The sequence below is a fragment of the Pseudomonas sp. 1121_17 genome, from assembly GCF_052850745.1.
On sequence record NZ_VXCX01000010.1, the window covers coordinates 166,354 to 184,628 of the forward strand.

Below are 18,275 nucleotides of genomic sequence, written 5' to 3' on the forward strand. Positions count from 1 at the left end.
TCATGTCTCCGTAGTGGCCGGTGCAGCAGGCACGGGCGAGCCGAGGGGCAGGCGCAGGGTAAAGCAGGTGCCCTGGCCGGGCGAGGACTGCACCTCCATCTGCCCCTTGTGGTTGTTGGTGATGATGAAATACGAAACCGATAGGCCCAGGCCTGTGCCCTGGCCGATCTCCTTAGTGGTGAAGAACGGCTCGAAGGTACGCTTGCGCACCGCTTCGGGCATGCCGATGCCGTTGTCCTCGACCTGAATTTCCGCCCACGGCGGATTGAGCCGAGTGCGCAGGATGATACGGCCTGGCTCGCTCGGTTGCGGGCGCAGGTGGATCGCCTGGGCGGCGTTCTTCAACAGGTTGAGCAGTACTTGTTCAAGCTCGTTGGCGGTGCATGGCACCGGCCCCAGTTGCGGGTCGAACTGGCGGACGATGGCCTGGCCCTTGAAGTCGAAACCAATTGCCAGATCGAAGTCGTTGCCGGCAATTTCCACCGCCTGGTCGATCAGCGCGGGCAGGCTGCAGGGGGCCAGCTGGCGATTGCTGAGACGGCTGAAGCTGAGCATGTGGGTGACGATCTTGGCCGCGCGGGCGCCGGCCTGCTGGATGCCGTCGAGCAGCTGCGGTACTTCGCGGCTGTCCAGATAACGGCTGATCTGGGGCAGGTCGATGCCCAGTTCTTCTGCCTGCTCCTGATTGCGTGGCAGCTCGGGTGACAGCCGTCGACGGATGTTCTGCACGTTGTGCAGGATCGCCCCGAGCGGGTTGTTGATCTCATGCGCCATGCCTGCGGCCAGGCCCCCCACGGAGAGCATCTTTTCCGACTGCACCATCATTTCTTCCAGCGATATGCGCTGGGTGATGTCGTCGATGCGGATCACCACGCCACGGCCGCCACCACCGGTCAGTGGGTAGAAGGTCAGGGCGTAGTGGCGGGCGTCGTCGTCCTTGTGCCAGGTGACCCGCTCGATCTTCGCCACCCGATGTTTTTCGACGGTGTCCTTGAGCTGCGGCAGAAACGGCTTAAGCGGCTCGAAGGCGATGAAAATAGGTTGGTTCAGCGCCTCATCCAGACGCGTCCCGGAGAGCGCGGTGGCTTCCTGGTTCCATTGGGTCACGTACAGCTGTTCGTCCAGTGCGATCAGCGCCGAGGGCATGGAGTCGATGATGCTGTTGAGGTAATTCTGAAAGCCGGTGAGTTTTTTCTCGATCTTGCTGCGCACCTGGACTTCCAGCTCCAGTTTGCGATTGGTGTGGCGGGTTTCTTCGGCCAGGCCCTGGGCCTGGTCGTAGGCCGTCTGGAATTCGTCACGGGTACGTTTGAGTTGCTGCTCGCGGGCTTCGATGCGCGACAGCATGGTATTGAAAGCGTTGGCCAGGCTGCCGATCTCATCGTCGTTGCCACGTTGCGCGCGCAGGGCATAGCTCTCTTCGCGGGTGACCTGGCGGCTGAGTTCTTCGAGCTGGTTGATCGGCTGAGTGATCAGCCGTTTGATCTGCCGGGCGATCACCAGCCAGAGCAGGATGCTGAACACCAGAATCGCCAGGCTGGCGGTCAGCGTGCCGGTGTAGAACGCGGTCGGCAGCTCGCTGCTGGCTACCAGAAGGAGAAACGCCGGCGGGTTGCCCGGACGCGGCAGGCGAATCAGTTGAGTGCTGCGAAACTCCATCAGACGCCAACCGTCGATGTTGCGATAGCGCTTGGGCAGGGCCAGCGGTTCGCCATGCTGCAGTTGCGCGAGCATGCGCCCGTCGCTGCCGTAGACCGCTGCGGCGCGCAGTGGGGTGTAGCTGTCGAGTTCCTTGAGCAGGGCGTTGGCGTTATCGCTGGAATCACCGGCGCGGGCCGACAGCTGCGGGTTGGCGACCAGCCTGCCGATGGTTTGCAGCGCCTGTGGCGCCATGCTTTCCTGGGTGATCCAGTAGGCCGCGCTGATAAAGGTCAGGTTGGCCACCAGCAGGATGGTGATCAGCAGTACCAGCAGGGCCGCAAGCAGTTTCTGCCCGACCGGGAGGTTGTCCAGGCGTTGGCACAGTTTCATGGGCAAGGCAGTGTCCGTATTCGGGTCAGAGGGCAGCGATCAGTCACTGGGCAGGCCGCGTGCCTGCAGGTTATCGACCAATCGCTGGCGCAGGTGTTCCAGCTCCACCAGGGCCAGGCCATGGCGGTGGGCGGCGCGGCAGGCGTAGCCGAGCAGGTAATGCAGCTCGGTGCGGCGGCCATGGCGCACGTCTTGATACATGGAAGAATAATTGGCTGCAGTCGCCAGAATCACCCGCTGTACTTCTTCGTTCAGGCCCTCGGCCGCTTGCGGCTGGCCGCAGCAGTGCAGCAGTTGCGCCAGCTCGGCGCACAGCGCATCCACCTCACTCAAGTGCTCGAGCAGGCCACCGTTCTGGCAGTCGTGCAGTACGGTCAGCGGGTTGATCGCGCAGTTCAGGGCCAGCTTGCGCCACAGCCGGCTGAGAATATCCACCGTCCACTGGGCGGGGATGCCGGCCTCCTCGAGGTCACTGAACCACTCGGCCGGGGCGGGGTTGAGCGGGTCGCCCAACCAGTTGAAGCCATGCCCGGCAAACTGCACCTGCCAGTCCGCCGGACGAAACGCGCCTTCGGTACTGGAGGCAAAGATACAGCGCGCATGGGGCACCTGATCGGCCACCTCGTCCTGGCTGCCAAGGCCGTTCTGCAACAGAATCAGCTCGGCGCCCGCAGCCAGACGAGGGGCCAGCCTGGCCAGGGCAGGGGCGGCATCGTAGGCTTTACAGGCCACCAACAAGCGATGAATCGGCGCGTGCGCTTCATCGGCTTCGGCGGGGATGGCAAAAAAGCTGCTGTGCGCTTGCTCGATCAAGCTCAGGCCGCCGACGGCCTGGTACGCCGCCAGACGCTGCGGGTCGCGCAGGATCAAACGGACCGCCTTGCCCGCACGGGCCAGCCGGCAGGCCCAGAGGCTGCCCAGGCTGCCGGCGCCGAGAATATGCCAGGTGCTGCTCATCTACGTTTCGCAACCCGTTATAATGTGTCCCGCATTTTAACCATCAAACCCTGCGCGCTCCATCTTCACGCTGAGCGCGGCGCTTTCATATTGGAGAACAACCATGCCTTCGTTCGACGTGGTATCGGAACTGGACAAGCACGAAGTGCAGAACGCAGTCGACAACGCCATCAAGGAGCTGGACCGCCGCTACGACCTCAAAGGTAAGGGTAGCTTCGAATTCAAGGAAAAGGACCAGACCGTGCTGATGACCGCCGAGGCCGAGTTCCAGCTCGAGGCGATGGTCGAGATCCTGCGCAGCGCATTGGTCAAACGTAAGATCGAAGTGAAGTGCCTCGAGGTCAAGGACGCCTATGCCTCGGGCAAGGAAATGAAACAGGAAGCGACCTTCCGCGAAGGCATCGACAAGGAGCTGGCGAAGAAGATCGTCGCCCACATCAAAGACGCCAAGCTCAAGGTCCAGGCCGCCATCCAGGGCGAACAGGTACGCGTCACCGGCAAGAAGCGTGACGACTTGCAAGAAGCGATCGCTGCACTGCGCGCCAAGGAATTCGACATGCCGCTGCAGTTCAACAACTTCCGCGATTGACCTGGCCGCAGGAACCCCATTGCCACACTGAGGTCCATGGGGCTCCTCGCCGCGGCCTGTCTGCGGCCTGCTTCACTGTGTACATGCCGTTTGGCATCAGGAGAAAGTTATGGATTTGACCAATGAGGTCGATCAACTGGTTCGCCAATCGCAAACCTGGCTGCCGTTGATCATGCAATACAGCAGCCGCCTGCTGCTGGCGCTGCTGACCCTGGCGGTTGGCTGGTGGATTACCAACAAGCTCAGCGCCCGCCTGGGCAAGCTGGTTGGGCTGCGCAATGCCGACCTGGCCTTGCAGGGCTTCATCAGCACCCTGGCCAATATCATCATGAAGATATTGCTGCTGGTCAGCGTCGCTTCGATGATCGGCATCGAGACGACCTCGTTCGTCGCGGCCATCGGTGCTGCCGGCCTGGCCATTGGCCTGGCGTTGCAGGGCAGCCTGGCCAACTTCGCCGGTGGTGTGCTGATCCTGCTGTTCCGCCCGTTCCGCATCGGCGACTGGATCGAGGCGCAAGGCGTCAGCGGTACTGTCGACAGCATCCAGATCTTCCACACGGTGCTGCGCACCGGTGACAACAAGACCGTGATCATGCCCAACGGCAGCTTGTCCAATGGCATCATCACCAACACCAACCGTCAGCCGACGCGCAAGGTGGTGTTCGATGTGGGCGTTGATTACGAAGCTGACCTGCAGAAGGCGCGCAACGTGCTGCTGGAGCTGGCCAAGGACCCGCGCGTGCTGCCCGACCCGGCGCCGCAGGCGGTGATCTCGACCCTGGGCGACAGCTCGATCACTGTGTCTCTGCGTCTGTGGACGAAAACGGCCGACTATTGGGACGTGATGTTCATGCTCAACGAGCACACGCGCGACCGGCTCAAGGCAGAAGGGATCGATATCCCGTTCCCGCAACGGGTGATCCGCGTGGTGCAGGAGACTGCCGCGCAGTAAACCGCGTTCGCTGTAACTGCGCGGGCTTGTTCCGCGGATGTACCCGCCGCAACGATGTTGCTGGCGCTGGACATTCGCGGGCAAGCCCGCGTTTTGTTTGGCGCACCCTTACACTTGTTCACAGCCAGGGCGTGCCATTTCTGGCATATAACCTGACCCCTTTCGTATCCATTGATGTCTGCCATGAAACCACTGCTGTATATCACCCCGGCCCGTGCCTTGCTGTTTGGTCTGACCCTGGCCTTGTTCGAGCTGCTCACCTACCTGGCCAGCGATGCGGTCATGCCGGCTATGCCGGATGTGGTCACCGAGATGAACGCCAGTCCGGAATTTATCCCGCACGCGCTGAACCTGTACCTGCTGGGTGGGGTGGTCCTGCAATGGCTGATCGGCCCGCTGGCCGACCGCTATGGCCGGCGGCCCTTGCTGCTCGCTGGCTGCGTGATCTTTGGTGTGGCCTGCATGGCGACCTTCTGGGTGCATGACATCGGCCTGTTCAACCTGCTGCGGCTGTTGCAGGGGATCGGCCTGGGCTTTGTCGTCACCGTCAGCTACCCAGCATTGAACGAGGCTTTCAGCGAGGCCGATGCCGTACGCATGATGGCCTTGCTGGCCAATATCGCCTTGCTTTCGCCCTTGCTTGGGCCGCTGGTGGGCACGCTGATGCTGCAGTGGCTGGACTGGCGCTGGTTGTTCTTGGCTTTTGCCGTGGGTGCTCTGCTGACCCTCGGGCTGCTGTATCGCTTCATGCCGGAAACCCTCGGCGTCGAGCGCCGCGACGGTACCCGCCTGCCGTTCACGCCGATTCACCTGCTGCCGCTGTTGTCTGGTTATGGCCAGTTGCTGAGCAATCGTCGCTTCGTCGCCGGCAGCGCTGCGCTGGGCCTGGTCGGCTTGCCGCTGATCGGCTGGATCGGCCTGTCGCCGGTACTGCTGATTCACGACGAGGGCCTGAGCAAGATGGCCTATGCCTTGTGGCAACTGCCGGTGTTCGGTGGCTTGATCGCGGGCAATCTAATCATCAACAGCATCGCTGAGCGCTACCCATTGCCTGCGCTGGTGCGCGGCGCACTTTGGCCGTATCTGGCGGGGTTGGGCCTGATGATGCTGGCTACCTGGCTGTGGCCGTCGGTTACCAGCGTGGTGGCGGGTATGACCCTGTATGCGCTGGGGCTGGGCGTGGCCAATGCCGTGCTGTACCGCATGACCTTGTTCGCCAGCGAGCAGAGCAAGGGCCTGGTTTCAGCCATGCTCGGCATGATCACCATTGCCGTATTGGGTCTGGGTGGCGCGCTGCTGGCGATGATTGGTGCTGGCGCCAGCTTGCTGCACTTCGCCGTCCTCGCCGGTATAGCCGGGGCGCTGGCGCTGCTGCCGCTGTGGTTTGTGGTGGGTGGCAAGGACGCTGGCGCGACCGTCGCGCAGTGAAGCGGGCGCCGCTGTGCCTGTGCAGGCGACAGCGGCGCAACGTTCGACTAAGGCTGGTCCGGGGTAGGGCCGGGCACCGGCTCCAGCTTGCCGCGCCGTGCCTCCTGGCGCCACTGCAGGAGGATCAGGATCAACGTAGGCACGCCCAGCAGCGCGGTAATCAGGAAGAAGTCGTGGTAGCCAAACTTCTCCACGATTACACCTGAGTACCCCCCGATCAGCCGCGGCAACAGCAGCATGATCGAGCTCAGCAGGGCGTATTGGGTGGCCGAGAACTTCAGGTTGGTCAGGCTCGACAGGTAGGCAACGAACGCCGAAGTGGCCATCCCGGAACTGAAGTTGTCCAGCGAGATGGTGACCACCAGCATCTCCACGTTCGGCCCCATGTCGGCCAACATCAGGAACAGGATGTTGGTGCTGGCCGAGGCAACGCCGCCGATGAACAGGATCGGCATGATACCGAAACGCACGATCAGCAAACCGCCGGCGCCGGCGCCAAGCAGGGTCATGATCAGGCCGAAGATCTTGCTGACGCTGGCGATCTGGTCCTTGGTGAAGCCCATGTCGATGTAGAACACGTTGGCCATCACGCCCATCACCGTGTCGGACATGCGATAGGTAGCGATCAGCCCGAGCAGCAGCAACGCCTGCCAGCGATAGCGGGCGATGAAGTCGTTCACCGGCGTCAGCACCGGCGCCAGGCCACGGCGGCCGAGCGATGACAGACAGGCCCAGGTCAACAGCGCGTAGAGGACCAGGCGCATGAAGGCGCGGTCCTCCAGCACCAGTTGCACTACGGTAGAGTCGCCAAGCACCACGCTGGCCCAGTCGGTGTTGTACAACTGGGTGAAGCTGGCCGGCACCGACACCAGCAGAATGATCAGGACGAACACTGACGCCAACTGGTGGCTCAAGCCATAGCGAGCAGCCGACAGCTGCGTGCGCAGCGGCACTGGCGGTTCGCGCATGATCAGCGTGGTGAACACGGCGGGTAGCATGATCACGCCGAACAGCACATAGGTGCCGGTCCAAGCCTGGTGCAGATAGCTGAAGCCAGTGGAGCCGAACCATTCAGCGAAGAACAGCGCGCCGGCAGTAGCCAGCAGGGCGGCAACCCGGTAGCCGGCCATGTAGCTGGCGGCAAGCGCAGCCTGGCGCTGGTCATCGGCGATTTCCAGGCGGTAGGCGTCGACGGCGATGTCCTGCGTTGCCGAGGCGAAGGCCACCAGCACCGCCAGGGCGATCAGCCAGGACAGGTGTTTTTGCGGATCGCACAGGCCCATGCCGACCAAGCCGATGACCACCAGTACTTGCGACAACAGCAGCCAGGAGCGACGTCGGCCAAGCCCGCCGAGCAGCGGCAGGCGCCACTGGTCGAGCAGTGGCGACCAGACCCACTTGAAGGCATAGGCCAGGCCGATCAGGCTGGCATAGCCAATTGTCTCGCGGGCCACACCGGCCTCGCGCAGCCACACTGAAAGGGTTGAAAATACCAGCATGTAGGGCAGGCCGGCAGCGAAGCCCAGCAGCAACAGCACCAGAGTTGACGGGCTGGCATAGGCAGCGAGCGCAGCGCGCCAGGTTTTACGGGGCATGGGCCAACATCTGCCTCAAGGTTACGAAAACAAAGCGCGCACTCTAACCGCTGTGCTCCATCGGGCGCCAGCCATGGCGCAACATATCCACACGATTATTGGCTACATTGACGCCTTCGGCGCGTAGCCGAGCGCGTTGTTCGTCGCCTGAAGGTGTGCCCGGCTGCAGGCTCAATCGACCACTCGCGCCGATCACCCGGTGCCAGGGCAGGCGGCTGCCCTGCGGCAGTTGGCCCAGCGTCCGCCCGACCCAGCGTGCGGCCCGGCCAAGGTCAGCCAAATCCGCCAATTGGCCATAACTGACGACCTTACCCTCGGGCACTTGCCCGAGGGCGGTATAGAGTGCCGTTCGTCGGGCTTCGGCATCCTCTGCCGAAAGACGTGCAGCGCCAGACATCAGGCGTAGCCCGGCGATCGGCGAGATTGCCGGCGAAGTGGCTTATAGATGAGAGTTGAACTCATTGGCATCGGTTTGGTCTGTCCTTGCTCTGGTCGCGCGTATCTGGATAATGCCCGGCTTTTTTCCGCAAACCGAGCCCGTAGTCAGCTTATGTATTCTAGAACCTTGCTCTGCCTTCTCGCCGCTTCCCTGTGTACCCCAGCGTTCGCCGACACCGTCTGGATGAAGAACGGTGACAAGCTCAGTGGCAAGATCAAAGTTTTCGATGGCGGCAAGCTGCTGCTGGAAACGCCCTATGGTGGCTCCATCGCGCTGGACTGGAAACAGGTACAGACCCTCGAAAGCGATCAGGAGCTGTTGGTCAAACAGGATGCCTACACCGGCGAAAGGGCCAAGTCGCTGCAGGCAGCTGAGCCGGGCAAAGTGACCCTGGCCAATGGCGAGGCGCCGAAAACCGTCGAGCTGGCCAGCATTGAGCAGATCATGAAGCCGCGGCCAGTAGTCGAGGATCTGGTCTGGAAAGGTAACGTCGACCTGGCCATGGACTTCAAGCGCGCCGAAAACGACACCGACGATTACGATGTCGGTTTCAAGACCTCCGCGCGTCATGGCCGCTGGCGGCACAACGCCCAGGGCGAATACAACCGCGAGAGCAAGGACGACGTCACCACCACCAACAACTGGAGTGGTGAATACGCGCTTGACCGCTTCATCACCGACAAGTGGTTTTGGCAGGGACGTCTCGAGTACAAGCGTGATCATATTGAAGACCTGGCCCGCCAGCGCACGGTCGGTACCGGCCCGGGCTACCAGTTCTGGGACGACGAGCTGGGGGCGTTCTCGCTCGGCTCGCTGCTCAACCGCACCGACTATCAGTACCGCGATGGCGGCAAGGACAATTTCTACTCGGCTGCCATGAAGTGGGATTACACCCGCTACCTGATCGGCAAGAACGTCCAACTGTTCACCAATGGTGAACTGGGCAAACCGCTGGGTGGGGTTGCCGATTACTCGCTGGATGCCGAAGTCGGCCTGCGCTACAAGGTCACCGAGTGGGCCTCGCTCAATCTCAAGGCCGAGAAGGAAATGATCCAGGGCACCAGCAACAGTGACCTGGACAAGACCCGCTACACAGCGGGCTTTGGCGTCGCCTGGTAAAACCGCTCTGTTGCACTTCTGGCGTGGCGGTCACGGCTGATAAATGCTTATCTTGTCAGCTGACCCGCCTGCCGCCAGGAGCATCTGTTGTGAGTAACGTCGTTACCAACACCGCCCTTCGTCCCGCCCGCGAACTCCTGCTCAAGGAATACCGCGGCGTCCTCTCGACTCATTCCAAGTCGATGCCCGGCTTCCCGTTCGGCTCGGTTGTGCCGTACTGCCTGGATGCCGAGGGTCAGCCGCTGATCCTGATCAGCCGCATCGCCCAGCATACCCACAATCTGCAGAAAGACCCCAAGTGCTCGTTGCTGGTGGGCGAGCGCGAGGCGCTCGATGTGCAGGCTGTCGGCCGGCTGACGGTGATGGCCGAGGCGCACAAGCTGACCGACGGCGGAGCCATCGAAGCGGCGGCGGCTCGCTACTACCGCTACTTCCCGGACGCCGCCAATTACCACAAGGCCCATGACTTCGACTTCTGGCGCCTGCAGCCGGTACGCCATCGCTACATTGGCGGTTTTGGTGCGATTCACTGGCTCGATCAGGTGACAATGGCCAACCCGTTTGCCGGCGCCGCCGAGGCCAGCATGGTCGAACACATGAACCGCGACCACGCAGCGGCCATCGCTCACTATGTCGCCCTGAGCGATCTGCCAGATACGCCTGTCGCTGAATTGGCAGGTATCGACGGCGAAGGGCTGCATCTGCGCATTGGTCAGGCTATCTATTGGCTGCCCTTCCCGAAGACTTGCAATACGCCGACACAAGTGCGCGAGGCCTTGGTATTGCTGGCTCGCGCCGCCAAATGGCCGACTGTGGATGAAACTCAGGGTTGAAATAGCGACCTTGCGCATCCATGTGTTGTCCTAGTGGAAGGTTGTCTTCCGTCGAGGAACCCTTGATGCGTGTTTTTTTATTGTTGTTGCTGCTGTTTCCGGTGCTCGAGCTGTTCGTGTTCGTCAAAGTCAGCGCCGCGATCGGTTTCTTTCCGGCGTTGCTGCTGATCATCGGCGGCTCCGCGTTGGGCTTGCTGGTGATGCGGGTGGCCGGTATCGCCACCGCACTGCGTGCCCGCGAGAGTCTGCAGCGAGGCGAGTTGCCCGCTGAAGACATGTTCCAGGGCCTGATGCTGGCAGTGGCAGGCGTGCTGTTGCTGATTCCGGGCTTCATCAGTGACGTGCTCGGCCTGATCTGCCTGATGCCGTTCACCCGTCATTTTGCCGCGCGCAAGTTGCGTCAGCGGGCTGAGGCGCAGGCAATGCGGCAGCGTGCATTCCAGGATGATCCATTCGCAGCACGGCCGCCCGAGGGTGGCCACCGGCCAAACGTGATCGAAGGCGAGTACCAGCGTCGCGATCAGTAACCTTGTCCAGTTTGTGTGCAAAGCGGCCCCGTACGGGGCCGTTTGCATTTGCGCGGGTAGCTGTTGAAAAAAATTTCACAGGTAAGCCCTTGTAATCGTTTCGCTCGGCCTCATCTATGTGGTCACCGCAAGGTTTCTGGTGGCAACGCCAGACAAGACAAAGGGGTTCGCCGAATGCGGGCCCCTACCGGCAACGCCGGAATGCATCAACCCGCCGGTCTCGACACCGGCCGATGAAAACCACTAATTGGGAGAGATCGACAATGAAGCTTCGTCCTCTGCATGACCGCGTCGTAATCCGCCGCAGCGAAGAAGAATCGAAAACCGCTGGCGGTATCGTTCTGCCAGGTTCGGCCGCTGAAAAACCAAACCGCGGTGAAATCGTTGCCGTCGGTACCGGTCGCATCCTGGACAACGGCGAAGTTCGCGCGCTGGCCGTGAAAGTGGGTGACAAAGTGGTCTTCGGCCCGTACTCGGGCAGCAACACCGTGAAAGTCGATGGCGAAGATCTGCTGGTGATGGCTGAGAACGAGATTCTCGCTGTCGTCGAAGGCTGATTTTTCCCGACTTCCCGTTACTCCAAAGTATTTCAAGGATTAAACGATCATGGCTGCTAAAGACGTAAAATTCGGCGATTCCGCCCGCAAGAAAATGCTCGTTGGTGTCAACGTTCTGGCTGACGCTGTCAAAGCCACCCTCGGCCCGAAAGGCCGTAACGTTGTCCTGGCCAAGAGCTTCGGCGCGCCAACCATCACCAAAGACGGTGTATCGGTTGCCAAAGAAATCGAACTGAAAGACGCTTTCGAGAACATGGGCGCTCAGCTGGTCAAGGAAGTTGCTTCCAAGGCCAACGACGCTGCCGGTGACGGCACCACCACTGCGACCGTTCTGGCTCAAGCCATCGTCAACGAAGGCCTGAAAGCCGTCGCTGCCGGCATGAACCCGATGGACCTGAAGCGCGGCATCGACAAGGCCACCATCGCCATCGTTGCCGAACTGAAGAACCTGTCCAAGCCTTGCTCCGATTCCAAGGCCATCGCTCAGGTCGGTACCATCTCTGCCAACTCCGACAGCTCCATCGGTGAAATCATCGCCGAAGCCATGGAAAAGGTCGGTAAAGAAGGCGTCATCACCGTTGAAGAAGGCTCGGGCCTGGAAAACGAACTGTCGGTTGTCGAAGGCATGCAGTTCGACCGTGGCTACCTGTCGCCGTACTTCGTCAACAAGCCGGACACCATGGTCGCCGAGCTCGACGGCCCACTGCTGCTGCTGGTCGACAAGAAGATCTCCAACATCCGTGAGCTGCTGCCAGTTCTGGAAGCCGTTGCCAAGGCCGGCCGTCCACTGCTGATCGTTGCTGAAGACGTTGAAGGCGAAGCCCTGGCTACCCTGGTAGTCAACAACATGCGCGGCATCGTCAAGGTTGCAGCGGTCAAGGCACCAGGCTTCGGCGACCGCCGCAAAGCCATGCTGCAGGACATCGCTGTCCTGACTGGCGGTACCGTCATCTCCGAAGAGATCGGCCTGTCGCTGGAATCGGCTACCCTGGAAAACCTGGGTAACGCCAAGCGCGTCATCCTGTCGAAAGAAAACACCACCATCATCGATGGCGCTGGTGTTGAAGACGACATCCAGGCTCGCGTTAAGCAAATCCGCGCTCAAATCGAAGAGACTTCGTCCGACTACGATCGTGAAAAACTGCAAGAGCGTCTGGCCAAGCTGGCTGGCGGTGTTGCCGTGATCAAGGTCGGTGCTGGCACCGAAGTTGAAATGAAAGAGAAGAAAGCCCGCGTTGAAGACGCCCTGCACGCTACCCGTGCAGCCGTTGAAGAAGGCGTGGTACCTGGCGGTGGTGTTGCTCTGGTCCGTGCTCTGAGCGCTATCATCGACCTCAAAGGCGACAACGAAGACCAGAACGTCGGTATCGCTCTGCTGCGCCGTGCGGTTGAATCGCCACTGCGTCAGATCGTTGCCAACGCCGGTGACGAGCCAAGCGTCGTGGCCGACAAGGTCAAGCAGGGTTCGGGCAACTACGGCTACAACGCCGCTTCCGGTGAATACGGCGACATGATCGAAATGGGTATCCTCGACCCAGCCAAAGTCACCCGTTCGGCATTGCAAGCCGCTGCTTCGATCGGTGGTCTGATGATCACTACCGAAGCGATGATTGCTGATGCTCCGGAAGACAAGCCAGCTGGCGGTGGTATGCCAGACATGGGCGGCATGGGTGGCATGGGCGGCATGATGTAAGCCTGCCTTAGCGCCTGCTGTACCGAAAAGCCCCGCCTAGTGCGGGGCTTTTTTGTGGGTACTTAGAACGGCATCGGACTGTAGGAGCGGCCTTGTGTCGCGAAAGGCCAGCAGAGCTGGCCCGGCAATTTCAGCGGCGAAGCTGGGAATCTGGGGCCGGTACGCGACCCTTTCGCAACACGAGGCCGCTCTACACAGAGCGCGTTTGCCTGAAAAGGCTTGGACGGTAGAGCACCAGGTAGTAACACGCCAGGCCGATCAACCAGCAGAACACCGCTGTCCAGGCATTGTGTGAAAAGAAATGCGCGCCCTGCAGCATCCGCCCAAGCGACAGCACGCTGCCGAGGGTAAACGCCAGCAGCAAAGCGCCTCGGGCTAACCGCGGTCGGCGATCACGCAAGGCAAAAAACAACGCAAACAGGCTAAAACCGGTCGCCGCATGGCCTCCGGGCCAGCAGCGTCCGGGTTTGTCGGTTTGCGGCCTGGCTTCGAGCAATTTGCTGTAGGTCTGCTCACCGCCAAACTGGCTAAGGCTCCACGGGCATTGCACCGCCGTGGCAACCTTGAGCGGGGTGACAAAGCTGGTCGACAGGCCCAGCGACAGTACCAGGCAGCCCAGCTCTCTGCGCCAGGCAAACAGCCGCTGCCAGAACAGGCTGGCAAAAAACGCCAGCACCGCCACCAGTGCCAAGCCAATGACCACCTGCTTGACCCCATCATGGAGGATGTTTTCCAGGACATAGCTGTGGCGACCGATGAACTGCCTGGCGCCCGGATCAAAGGCGAGGGCGGCCAGGGACATGTCCAGTGATGTCGATTCGAGCACCAGCAGTGCGAGTGCGCAGCCCAGGGGGATCCCCAGGTATAACCACAGATTGAGCGGACGCGGGCGGACGGCGGGGGGCATGGTGACTCCAGGCGCAGAAAAAGGCGGCGATTGTCTGCCTGGGGCTATATTTGCGCTGTGAAGTTTTGGTGAAAAATATGTCAGCAGCAGTGATCAGCCGGCAAGGCTGGCGCCGCGCCAGCGATGTCCGTAAGCTGCGCCTGCCGCGCACTGCGAAAGCGCCGCACAGGAGAAACCGATGCGCATTCTTTTGGTTGAAGACAACCGCGATATCCTCGCCAACCTGGCTGACTACCTGGGTATGAAAGGCTACACGGTCGATTGCGCCCAGGACGGTCTGTCCGGTTTGCACCTGGCCGCAACTGAGCACTATGACCTGATTGTGCTCGACATCATGCTGCCAGGCATTGATGGCTACACCCTGTGCAAGCGCCTGCGCGAAGATGCCCGGCGCGATACCCCGGTGATAATGCTCACGGCTCGCGATCAGCTCGATGATCGTCTGCAGGGCTTTCGCTCGGGCGCCGACGACTACCTGCTCAAGCCGTTCGCGCTGTCGGAGCTGGCGGCGCGTATCGAAGCAGTGCTGCGCCGCGCGCAGGGCGGTGGCCGGCGTACGCTGCAGGTGGCAGACCTCAGTTACGACCTCGACACCCTTGAGGTCACCCGCGAGGGCAAGCTGCTCAAACTCAACCCGGTCGGTCTCAAGCTGCTCGCGGTACTGATGCAGAAGAGCCCCCACGTACTGCGCCGGGAAGTTCTCGAAGAAGCCCTGTGGGGCGATGACTGTCCCGACAGCGACAGCCTGCGCAGCCATGTGCACCAGTTGCGCCAAGTGATCGACAAACCGTTCGAAAAGCCCCTGCTGCACACCGTGCATGGCGTTGGCTACCGCCTCGCCGAGGGTCGCGATGGAGTTTAAGCAAAGCCTCGCCCAGCGCATCATCATCGCCTTTGCCTTGATGAGTGCATTGGTCGCAGGCGCCTTCGCCTTCGGCATCGTGGCGACCGTACATCTGGTGGAGGAGCGGCTGATTTCAACCGTGCTTGGCGGAGACCTGCAGCGCCTGTTGCGCATGGACAGCGTCAGCGACTGGAGCCATCGACCACGGCCCGACCAGCTGTTCTATTTCAGCGGCGGGCGCGATGACTTCGAGCTACCCAAGGACCTGCATCACCTCGAACCTGGCTTTCATGAAGTATTTCGCGACCAGCTTTCCTACCATGCGATGGTCGAGGTGGTTGACGGACGCCGTTACGTACTGCTGCAGGACCAGAGCGATTTCGAAGAGCGCGAGCGACTGCTGTTTGCAGTGGTGGTGGTAGGCTTTGTGCTCAGCTTGGTACTGGCAGTATTCCTCGGCTGGCTGCTGGCACGCCGGGTGATGGCGCCGGTCATCCGCCTGGCACGGCAGGTGCGCCATCGTGACCAGTTGCTGGGCCTGGCCCCGCCGCTGGCGCCGGACTATGCCGCCGACGAGGTAGGGCAACTGGCAGTGGCGTTCGACGATACGCTTGGCCGTCTGCGCGATGCCCTCAATCGCGAGCGGCTGTTTACCAGTGACGTCAGTCATGAATTGCGCACGCCATTGATGGTCCTGGCGACCTCCTGTGAACTGCTGATCGAGAACCCGAGCCTGGACACCCGTTCGCGGGCCCAAGTGGAACGCATCGCCCGCGCCACCGAAGAGATGCAGGAGCTGGTCAAGACTTTCCTCATGCTCGCCCGGGCGCAGCATGACGAGGGCGCCGTGGCCTCGCGGGCCAGCCTGCGCGAAGTCGGCGATGACTTGATCGGTGTCTGGCACGACACTATCGAGCAAAAGGGCCTGACCTTGCATTACGACGGGCGTGCCAACGCCAGCCCGGTCTTGTACAACGCGACCTTCCTGCAATCAGTGATGGGTAACCTGTTGCGCAACGCAGCGCACTACACCGATTCTGGTTACATCCGCTTGACGCTCGACGCCCAGGGTTTCAGCGTCGAGGATAGCGGTGTGGGCATCCCCGAAGAACAGCGCGAAGAAATGTTCAAGCCATTCGTGCGCGGCGGTGAACGTCGTGGCGAAGGCCTGGGCTTGGGCCTGTCGCTGGTGCAGCGCATTTGTGACGACCAGGGCTGGCAGGTGACGCTGACTGCGACGGCGCCACATGGCTGCCGCTTCCAGGTCGATCTTAGTCCCGGTGGTGTAAATACGCCGTCCGACGACATCGCCTGATATCGGTAATCGCTTGTAATGACGTAGGAAAAGGCTTACAAGTTTTTCACATCTGCATCACCTGAGCCCGACGCGCGTCTTTCTAAATTGCGCGCATCAGCTCAGGAGATGCCCGATGCGCAGCCCGATAAAACTCGAATTTTCCGAGAAGTACGACAGACAACACGCGCAGGATTACCTTTACAAGCACCAGAACGGTTTTGCCCGGCGGCTGTCCCATCTGCGCGACGAGCAGTTGGCTCGGCGTGCGCTGACACTGGCTGGCGACCCTGGACTGGTGCTGGATCTGCCGAGTGGGGCAGGGCGTTTCTGGCCATTGCTGGCCGAAAAAGCCAATCGGGTGATCATCGGTGCAGACAACTCCAAGGCGATGATCGAGACAGCCTGTGCAGCGCAACCGCCAGCCGTAGTCGCGCGGGTACGGCCCTTGCAGACCTCTGCTTTCGCCATTGATCTGCCGGACAACGCGGTAGACAGCATTTTCTGCATGCGGCTGTTTCACCACATCGGTGAAGCCAGCCATCGGCGCACGATTCTCTCGGAATTTCATCGTGTTAGCCGCGACAGCGCGATCGTTTCGTTGTGGGTGGATGGCAACTTCAAGGCCTGGCGGCGCAAAAAGCTGGAAAAGCGCCGCAACAGCAGACCTGACAAGGACAGTTACCAGAATCGTTTCGTGTTACCTGCTGACACAGTTGAGCAGGAGTTTCTTGCGGCCGGCTTTCGTATCCAGGAGCGCCTGGATTTCCTGCCGCTCTACGCCATGTGGCGGGTCTACGTATTACGCAAGGGGTAGAGAATATGGTGGTGACTCAGGGCCGTGAATCGCAGTTCGATTTCTACTGGCAGCAGCAGGGCGAGTGGGTCGAGGAGCCCAATCAGCGCCGCGGTGGCGAAAGCGGAGTGCAGCGCCTGAACGACGCCAGCGGCCAACTGCTGTATGCCAAGCGCCAGATCGGCCATACCTACCGCAGCCTGCTGCACCCGTTTGGCCGGCCGACAGTGCTGCGTGAGCTGGATGCGCTGCACAGCTTCGAGCAGCTTGGTGTGCGCGTGCCACGTATCGTCTATTGCGGTGCACAGCGCGATGAGGAGCACCAGTGGCGTGCGCTGCTGGTCAGCGAAGCGCTGGATGGCTTTGTCGACATGGAAACCTGGTACGCCAACGGCGCCCGCGAGGCGTATGCGGCGGTCCTGCATGAGCGCATGCTCAAGGATCTGGCCGAGAACCTCGCGCGCATGCACCACGGCCATTGGCAGCACGGCTGCCTGTATGGCAAGCATGTGTTCATCAAGGTCAGCGGCGAAGGTGAGCAGGCTACCGCCGAAGTCGCCTTGCTTGATCTGGAGAAGTGCCGCCGACGCATCAGTCGCCAGCGCGCAGCACTCAACGACCTCGGTCAGCTACGGCGCCATTCGTCACTCAACGATACTGAATGGCAAACATTGCTCTACTTTTACCAGACGGCGTTTGGCAGCGCAGTCAAAGGTTTAGAGTAATGAAACTAGAAATCGCTCGAACTTTGTTCCTGGTGTCGTCGCTGGCAGTGACCACGGTTGCGTTCGCCGCTTGGGAGCAGCCGCGGCCTACCGTGTTCAGCAAATCGGATTTGCTCAGCCAATGCCCGCCACCGCGCAATGTGAAAGCCCAGGTCACGGTACAGCCGGATCAGGACTTGTTGCTGCTGTTGTTTGGCCTGCGCCAGGGCGTGCGACCGTTCGGTTGAAACACACTGCGGTGTTGGTGATGTAACTGTCGTGCAGGGGAAAGGCGCACACAGGGTAGGGGTGATACGGTCTTGTCTCGAGCCCGGTTCGTCCGTGTGCCTTTCCCTAAAGACAGGACGACCCACTCCCTATGGAAATCCGCCTGCTGCACGGTGCCGCCATCGCGCCCTTTATCACAGAGCTTGGTCATTTACGTCTGCAGGTTCTGGGTGAATATCCTTTTCTATACGACGGGACGGCGTTGGGGGAGGCAGATTTTCTGGCAGGCTATCCGCTGTCCGAACGCAGCTTGCTGGTGCTCGCTCAAGAGCATGGCCAAGTGGTTGGTGCCTCTCTTGGCTTGCCTTTATCTGATATGGCAGACGCGCTACAAGAGCCGTTTGTGGCTCGCGGCCAGGATCCAGCCAGAGTCTTCTACTTCGCCCAGTCATTGGTGCTGCCCGCATACCGGGGGCAAGGCCTGGGCGTGCGGTTTTTCATCGAACGCGAATCTTACGCCCACAAGTTGGCCGACTTCGATTTCTGCGCGTTCTGCAGTGTGGAGCGGCCGGGCGCGCACCCGCTGCGGCCCGCCGACTTCAAGCCACTGGATGGGTTCTGGCGCAACCGCGGATTTCTGCGTGATTCCTCATTGCGTTCAAGTTGGACCTGGTGTGATCGGGGTGAGCAGCAGGTGAGCAAGAAGATCATGTCGTTTTGGCTCAAGGCATTGTTGAGGTGATGTCCATATGCCATAGAACATCAGACCGGCCAAGCTGATT

The 18,275-nt window shown here is 61.2% G+C and carries 19 protein-coding genes; 14 read left to right on the top strand and 5 right to left on the bottom strand.

Annotation, left to right across the window (positions count from 1 at the left end; genetic code table 11):
* Complete coding sequence (locus FW789_RS18360; RefSeq protein WP_446431838.1) at positions 1-2,031, bottom strand: sensor histidine kinase; 2,031 nt, start codon at positions 2,029-2,031, stop codon at positions 1-3.
* A gap of 39 nt (positions 2,032-2,070) precedes the next feature.
* Positions 2,071-2,988, bottom strand: a complete 918-nt coding sequence (locus FW789_RS18365; RefSeq protein WP_103438468.1) for a putative 2-dehydropantoate 2-reductase — start codon at positions 2,986-2,988, stop codon at positions 2,071-2,073.
* Between the two features lie 103 nt (positions 2,989-3,091).
* On the opposite strand from FW789_RS18365, the gene FW789_RS18370 reads away from it, so the two are divergent.
* From FW789_RS18370 to FW789_RS18380, 3 genes are all read left to right on the top strand, one after another.
* Positions 3,092-3,577, top strand: coding sequence for a YajQ family cyclic di-GMP-binding protein (locus FW789_RS18370; protein WP_101321976.1), 486 nt, complete (start codon positions 3,092-3,094; stop codon positions 3,575-3,577).
* A gap of 109 nt (positions 3,578-3,686) precedes the next feature.
* The gene (locus FW789_RS18375) at positions 3,687-4,529 is read left to right on the top strand and encodes a mechanosensitive ion channel family protein (RefSeq protein ID WP_103438467.1); all 843 of its coding nucleotides are present in this window, start codon (positions 3,687-3,689) and stop codon (positions 4,527-4,529) included.
* 183 nt (positions 4,530-4,712) lie between these two features.
* The gene (locus FW789_RS18380) at positions 4,713-5,957 is read left to right on the top strand and encodes an MFS transporter (protein WP_411564332.1); all 1,245 of its coding nucleotides are present in this window, start codon (positions 4,713-4,715) and stop codon (positions 5,955-5,957) included.
* Between the two features lie 47 nt (positions 5,958-6,004).
* Here FW789_RS18380 and FW789_RS18385 read toward each other — a convergent pair whose 3' ends face one another.
* A complete protein-coding gene (locus FW789_RS18385) occupies positions 6,005-7,552 on the bottom strand; it encodes an AmpG family muropeptide MFS transporter (protein WP_103438465.1) in 1,548 nt (515 codons plus the stop codon).
* 43 nt (positions 7,553-7,595) lie between these two features.
* Positions 7,596-7,949: an MGMT family protein gene (locus tag FW789_RS18390; RefSeq protein WP_446431839.1), complete on the bottom strand. Its 354-nt coding sequence runs from the start codon at positions 7,947-7,949 to the stop codon at positions 7,596-7,598.
* Between the two features lie 153 nt (positions 7,950-8,102).
* Between FW789_RS18390 and FW789_RS18395 the strand changes: the two genes are divergently transcribed.
* From FW789_RS18395 to groL, 5 genes are all read left to right on the top strand, one after another.
* Positions 8,103-9,110 (top strand): DUF481 domain-containing protein, encoded by a 1,008-nt coding sequence (locus FW789_RS18395; protein WP_103438464.1) that lies wholly within the window; start codon positions 8,103-8,105, stop codon positions 9,108-9,110.
* Positions 9,111-9,199: 89 nt separating this feature from the next.
* Positions 9,200-9,943 carry a HugZ family pyridoxamine 5'-phosphate oxidase gene (locus tag FW789_RS18400; protein ID WP_446431840.1) on the top strand — a complete coding sequence of 248 codons (744 nt, stop codon included), beginning with the start codon at positions 9,200-9,202 and terminating at the stop codon, positions 9,941-9,943.
* 65 nt (positions 9,944-10,008) lie between these two features.
* The gene (locus FW789_RS18405) at positions 10,009-10,470 is read left to right on the top strand and encodes an FxsA family protein (protein ID WP_101321969.1); all 462 of its coding nucleotides are present in this window, start codon (positions 10,009-10,011) and stop codon (positions 10,468-10,470) included.
* A gap of 263 nt (positions 10,471-10,733) precedes the next feature.
* The gene (locus tag FW789_RS18410) at positions 10,734-11,027 is read left to right on the top strand and encodes a co-chaperone GroES (RefSeq protein ID WP_053280666.1); all 294 of its coding nucleotides are present in this window, start codon (positions 10,734-10,736) and stop codon (positions 11,025-11,027) included.
* 49 nt (positions 11,028-11,076) lie between these two features.
* On the top strand, positions 11,077-12,720 hold the full coding sequence (groL, locus tag FW789_RS18415) for a chaperonin GroEL (RefSeq protein WP_103438462.1): 1,644 nt from the start codon (positions 11,077-11,079) through the stop codon (positions 12,718-12,720).
* A 190-nt stretch (positions 12,721-12,910) separates the two neighbouring features.
* On the opposite strand, the gene FW789_RS18420 is transcribed toward groL, so the two are convergent.
* Positions 12,911-13,627 carry a phosphatase PAP2 family protein gene (locus FW789_RS18420; RefSeq protein ID WP_207073205.1) on the bottom strand — a complete coding sequence of 239 codons (717 nt, stop codon included), beginning with the start codon at positions 13,625-13,627 and terminating at the stop codon, positions 12,911-12,913.
* Between the two features lie 178 nt (positions 13,628-13,805).
* Between FW789_RS18420 and colR the strand changes: the two genes are divergently transcribed.
* The 6 genes from colR (at position 13,806) to FW789_RS18450 (ending at position 18,235) form a co-directional block, all read left to right on the top strand.
* The gene (colR, locus tag FW789_RS18425) at positions 13,806-14,489 is read left to right on the top strand and encodes a two-component system response regulator ColR (protein WP_101321966.1); all 684 of its coding nucleotides are present in this window, start codon (positions 13,806-13,808) and stop codon (positions 14,487-14,489) included.
* Positions 14,479-15,786: a sensor histidine kinase gene (locus tag FW789_RS18430; RefSeq protein ID WP_103438460.1), complete on the top strand. Its 1,308-nt coding sequence runs from the start codon at positions 14,479-14,481 to the stop codon at positions 15,784-15,786. Before colR ends, FW789_RS18430 begins: the two co-directional genes overlap by 11 nt.
* A gap of 115 nt (positions 15,787-15,901) precedes the next feature.
* Positions 15,902-16,582: a class I SAM-dependent methyltransferase gene (locus tag FW789_RS18435; protein WP_186701100.1), complete on the top strand. Its 681-nt coding sequence runs from the start codon at positions 15,902-15,904 to the stop codon at positions 16,580-16,582.
* Positions 16,583-16,587: 5 nt separating this feature from the next.
* A complete protein-coding gene (locus FW789_RS18440; protein WP_103438458.1) occupies positions 16,588-17,286 on the top strand; it encodes a lipopolysaccharide kinase InaA family protein in 699 nt (232 codons plus the stop codon).
* Entirely contained in the window at positions 17,286-17,513 is a 228-nt protein-coding gene (locus FW789_RS18445) for a hypothetical protein (RefSeq protein WP_103438457.1), read from the top strand. The genes FW789_RS18440 and FW789_RS18445 overlap by 1 nt, the downstream gene beginning before the upstream one ends.
* Before the next feature lie 131 nt (positions 17,514-17,644).
* On the top strand, positions 17,645-18,235 hold the full coding sequence (locus FW789_RS18450; protein WP_446431841.1) for a GNAT family acetyltransferase: 591 nt from the start codon (positions 17,645-17,647) through the stop codon (positions 18,233-18,235).
* Positions 18,236-18,275 lie beyond the last annotated feature (40 nt).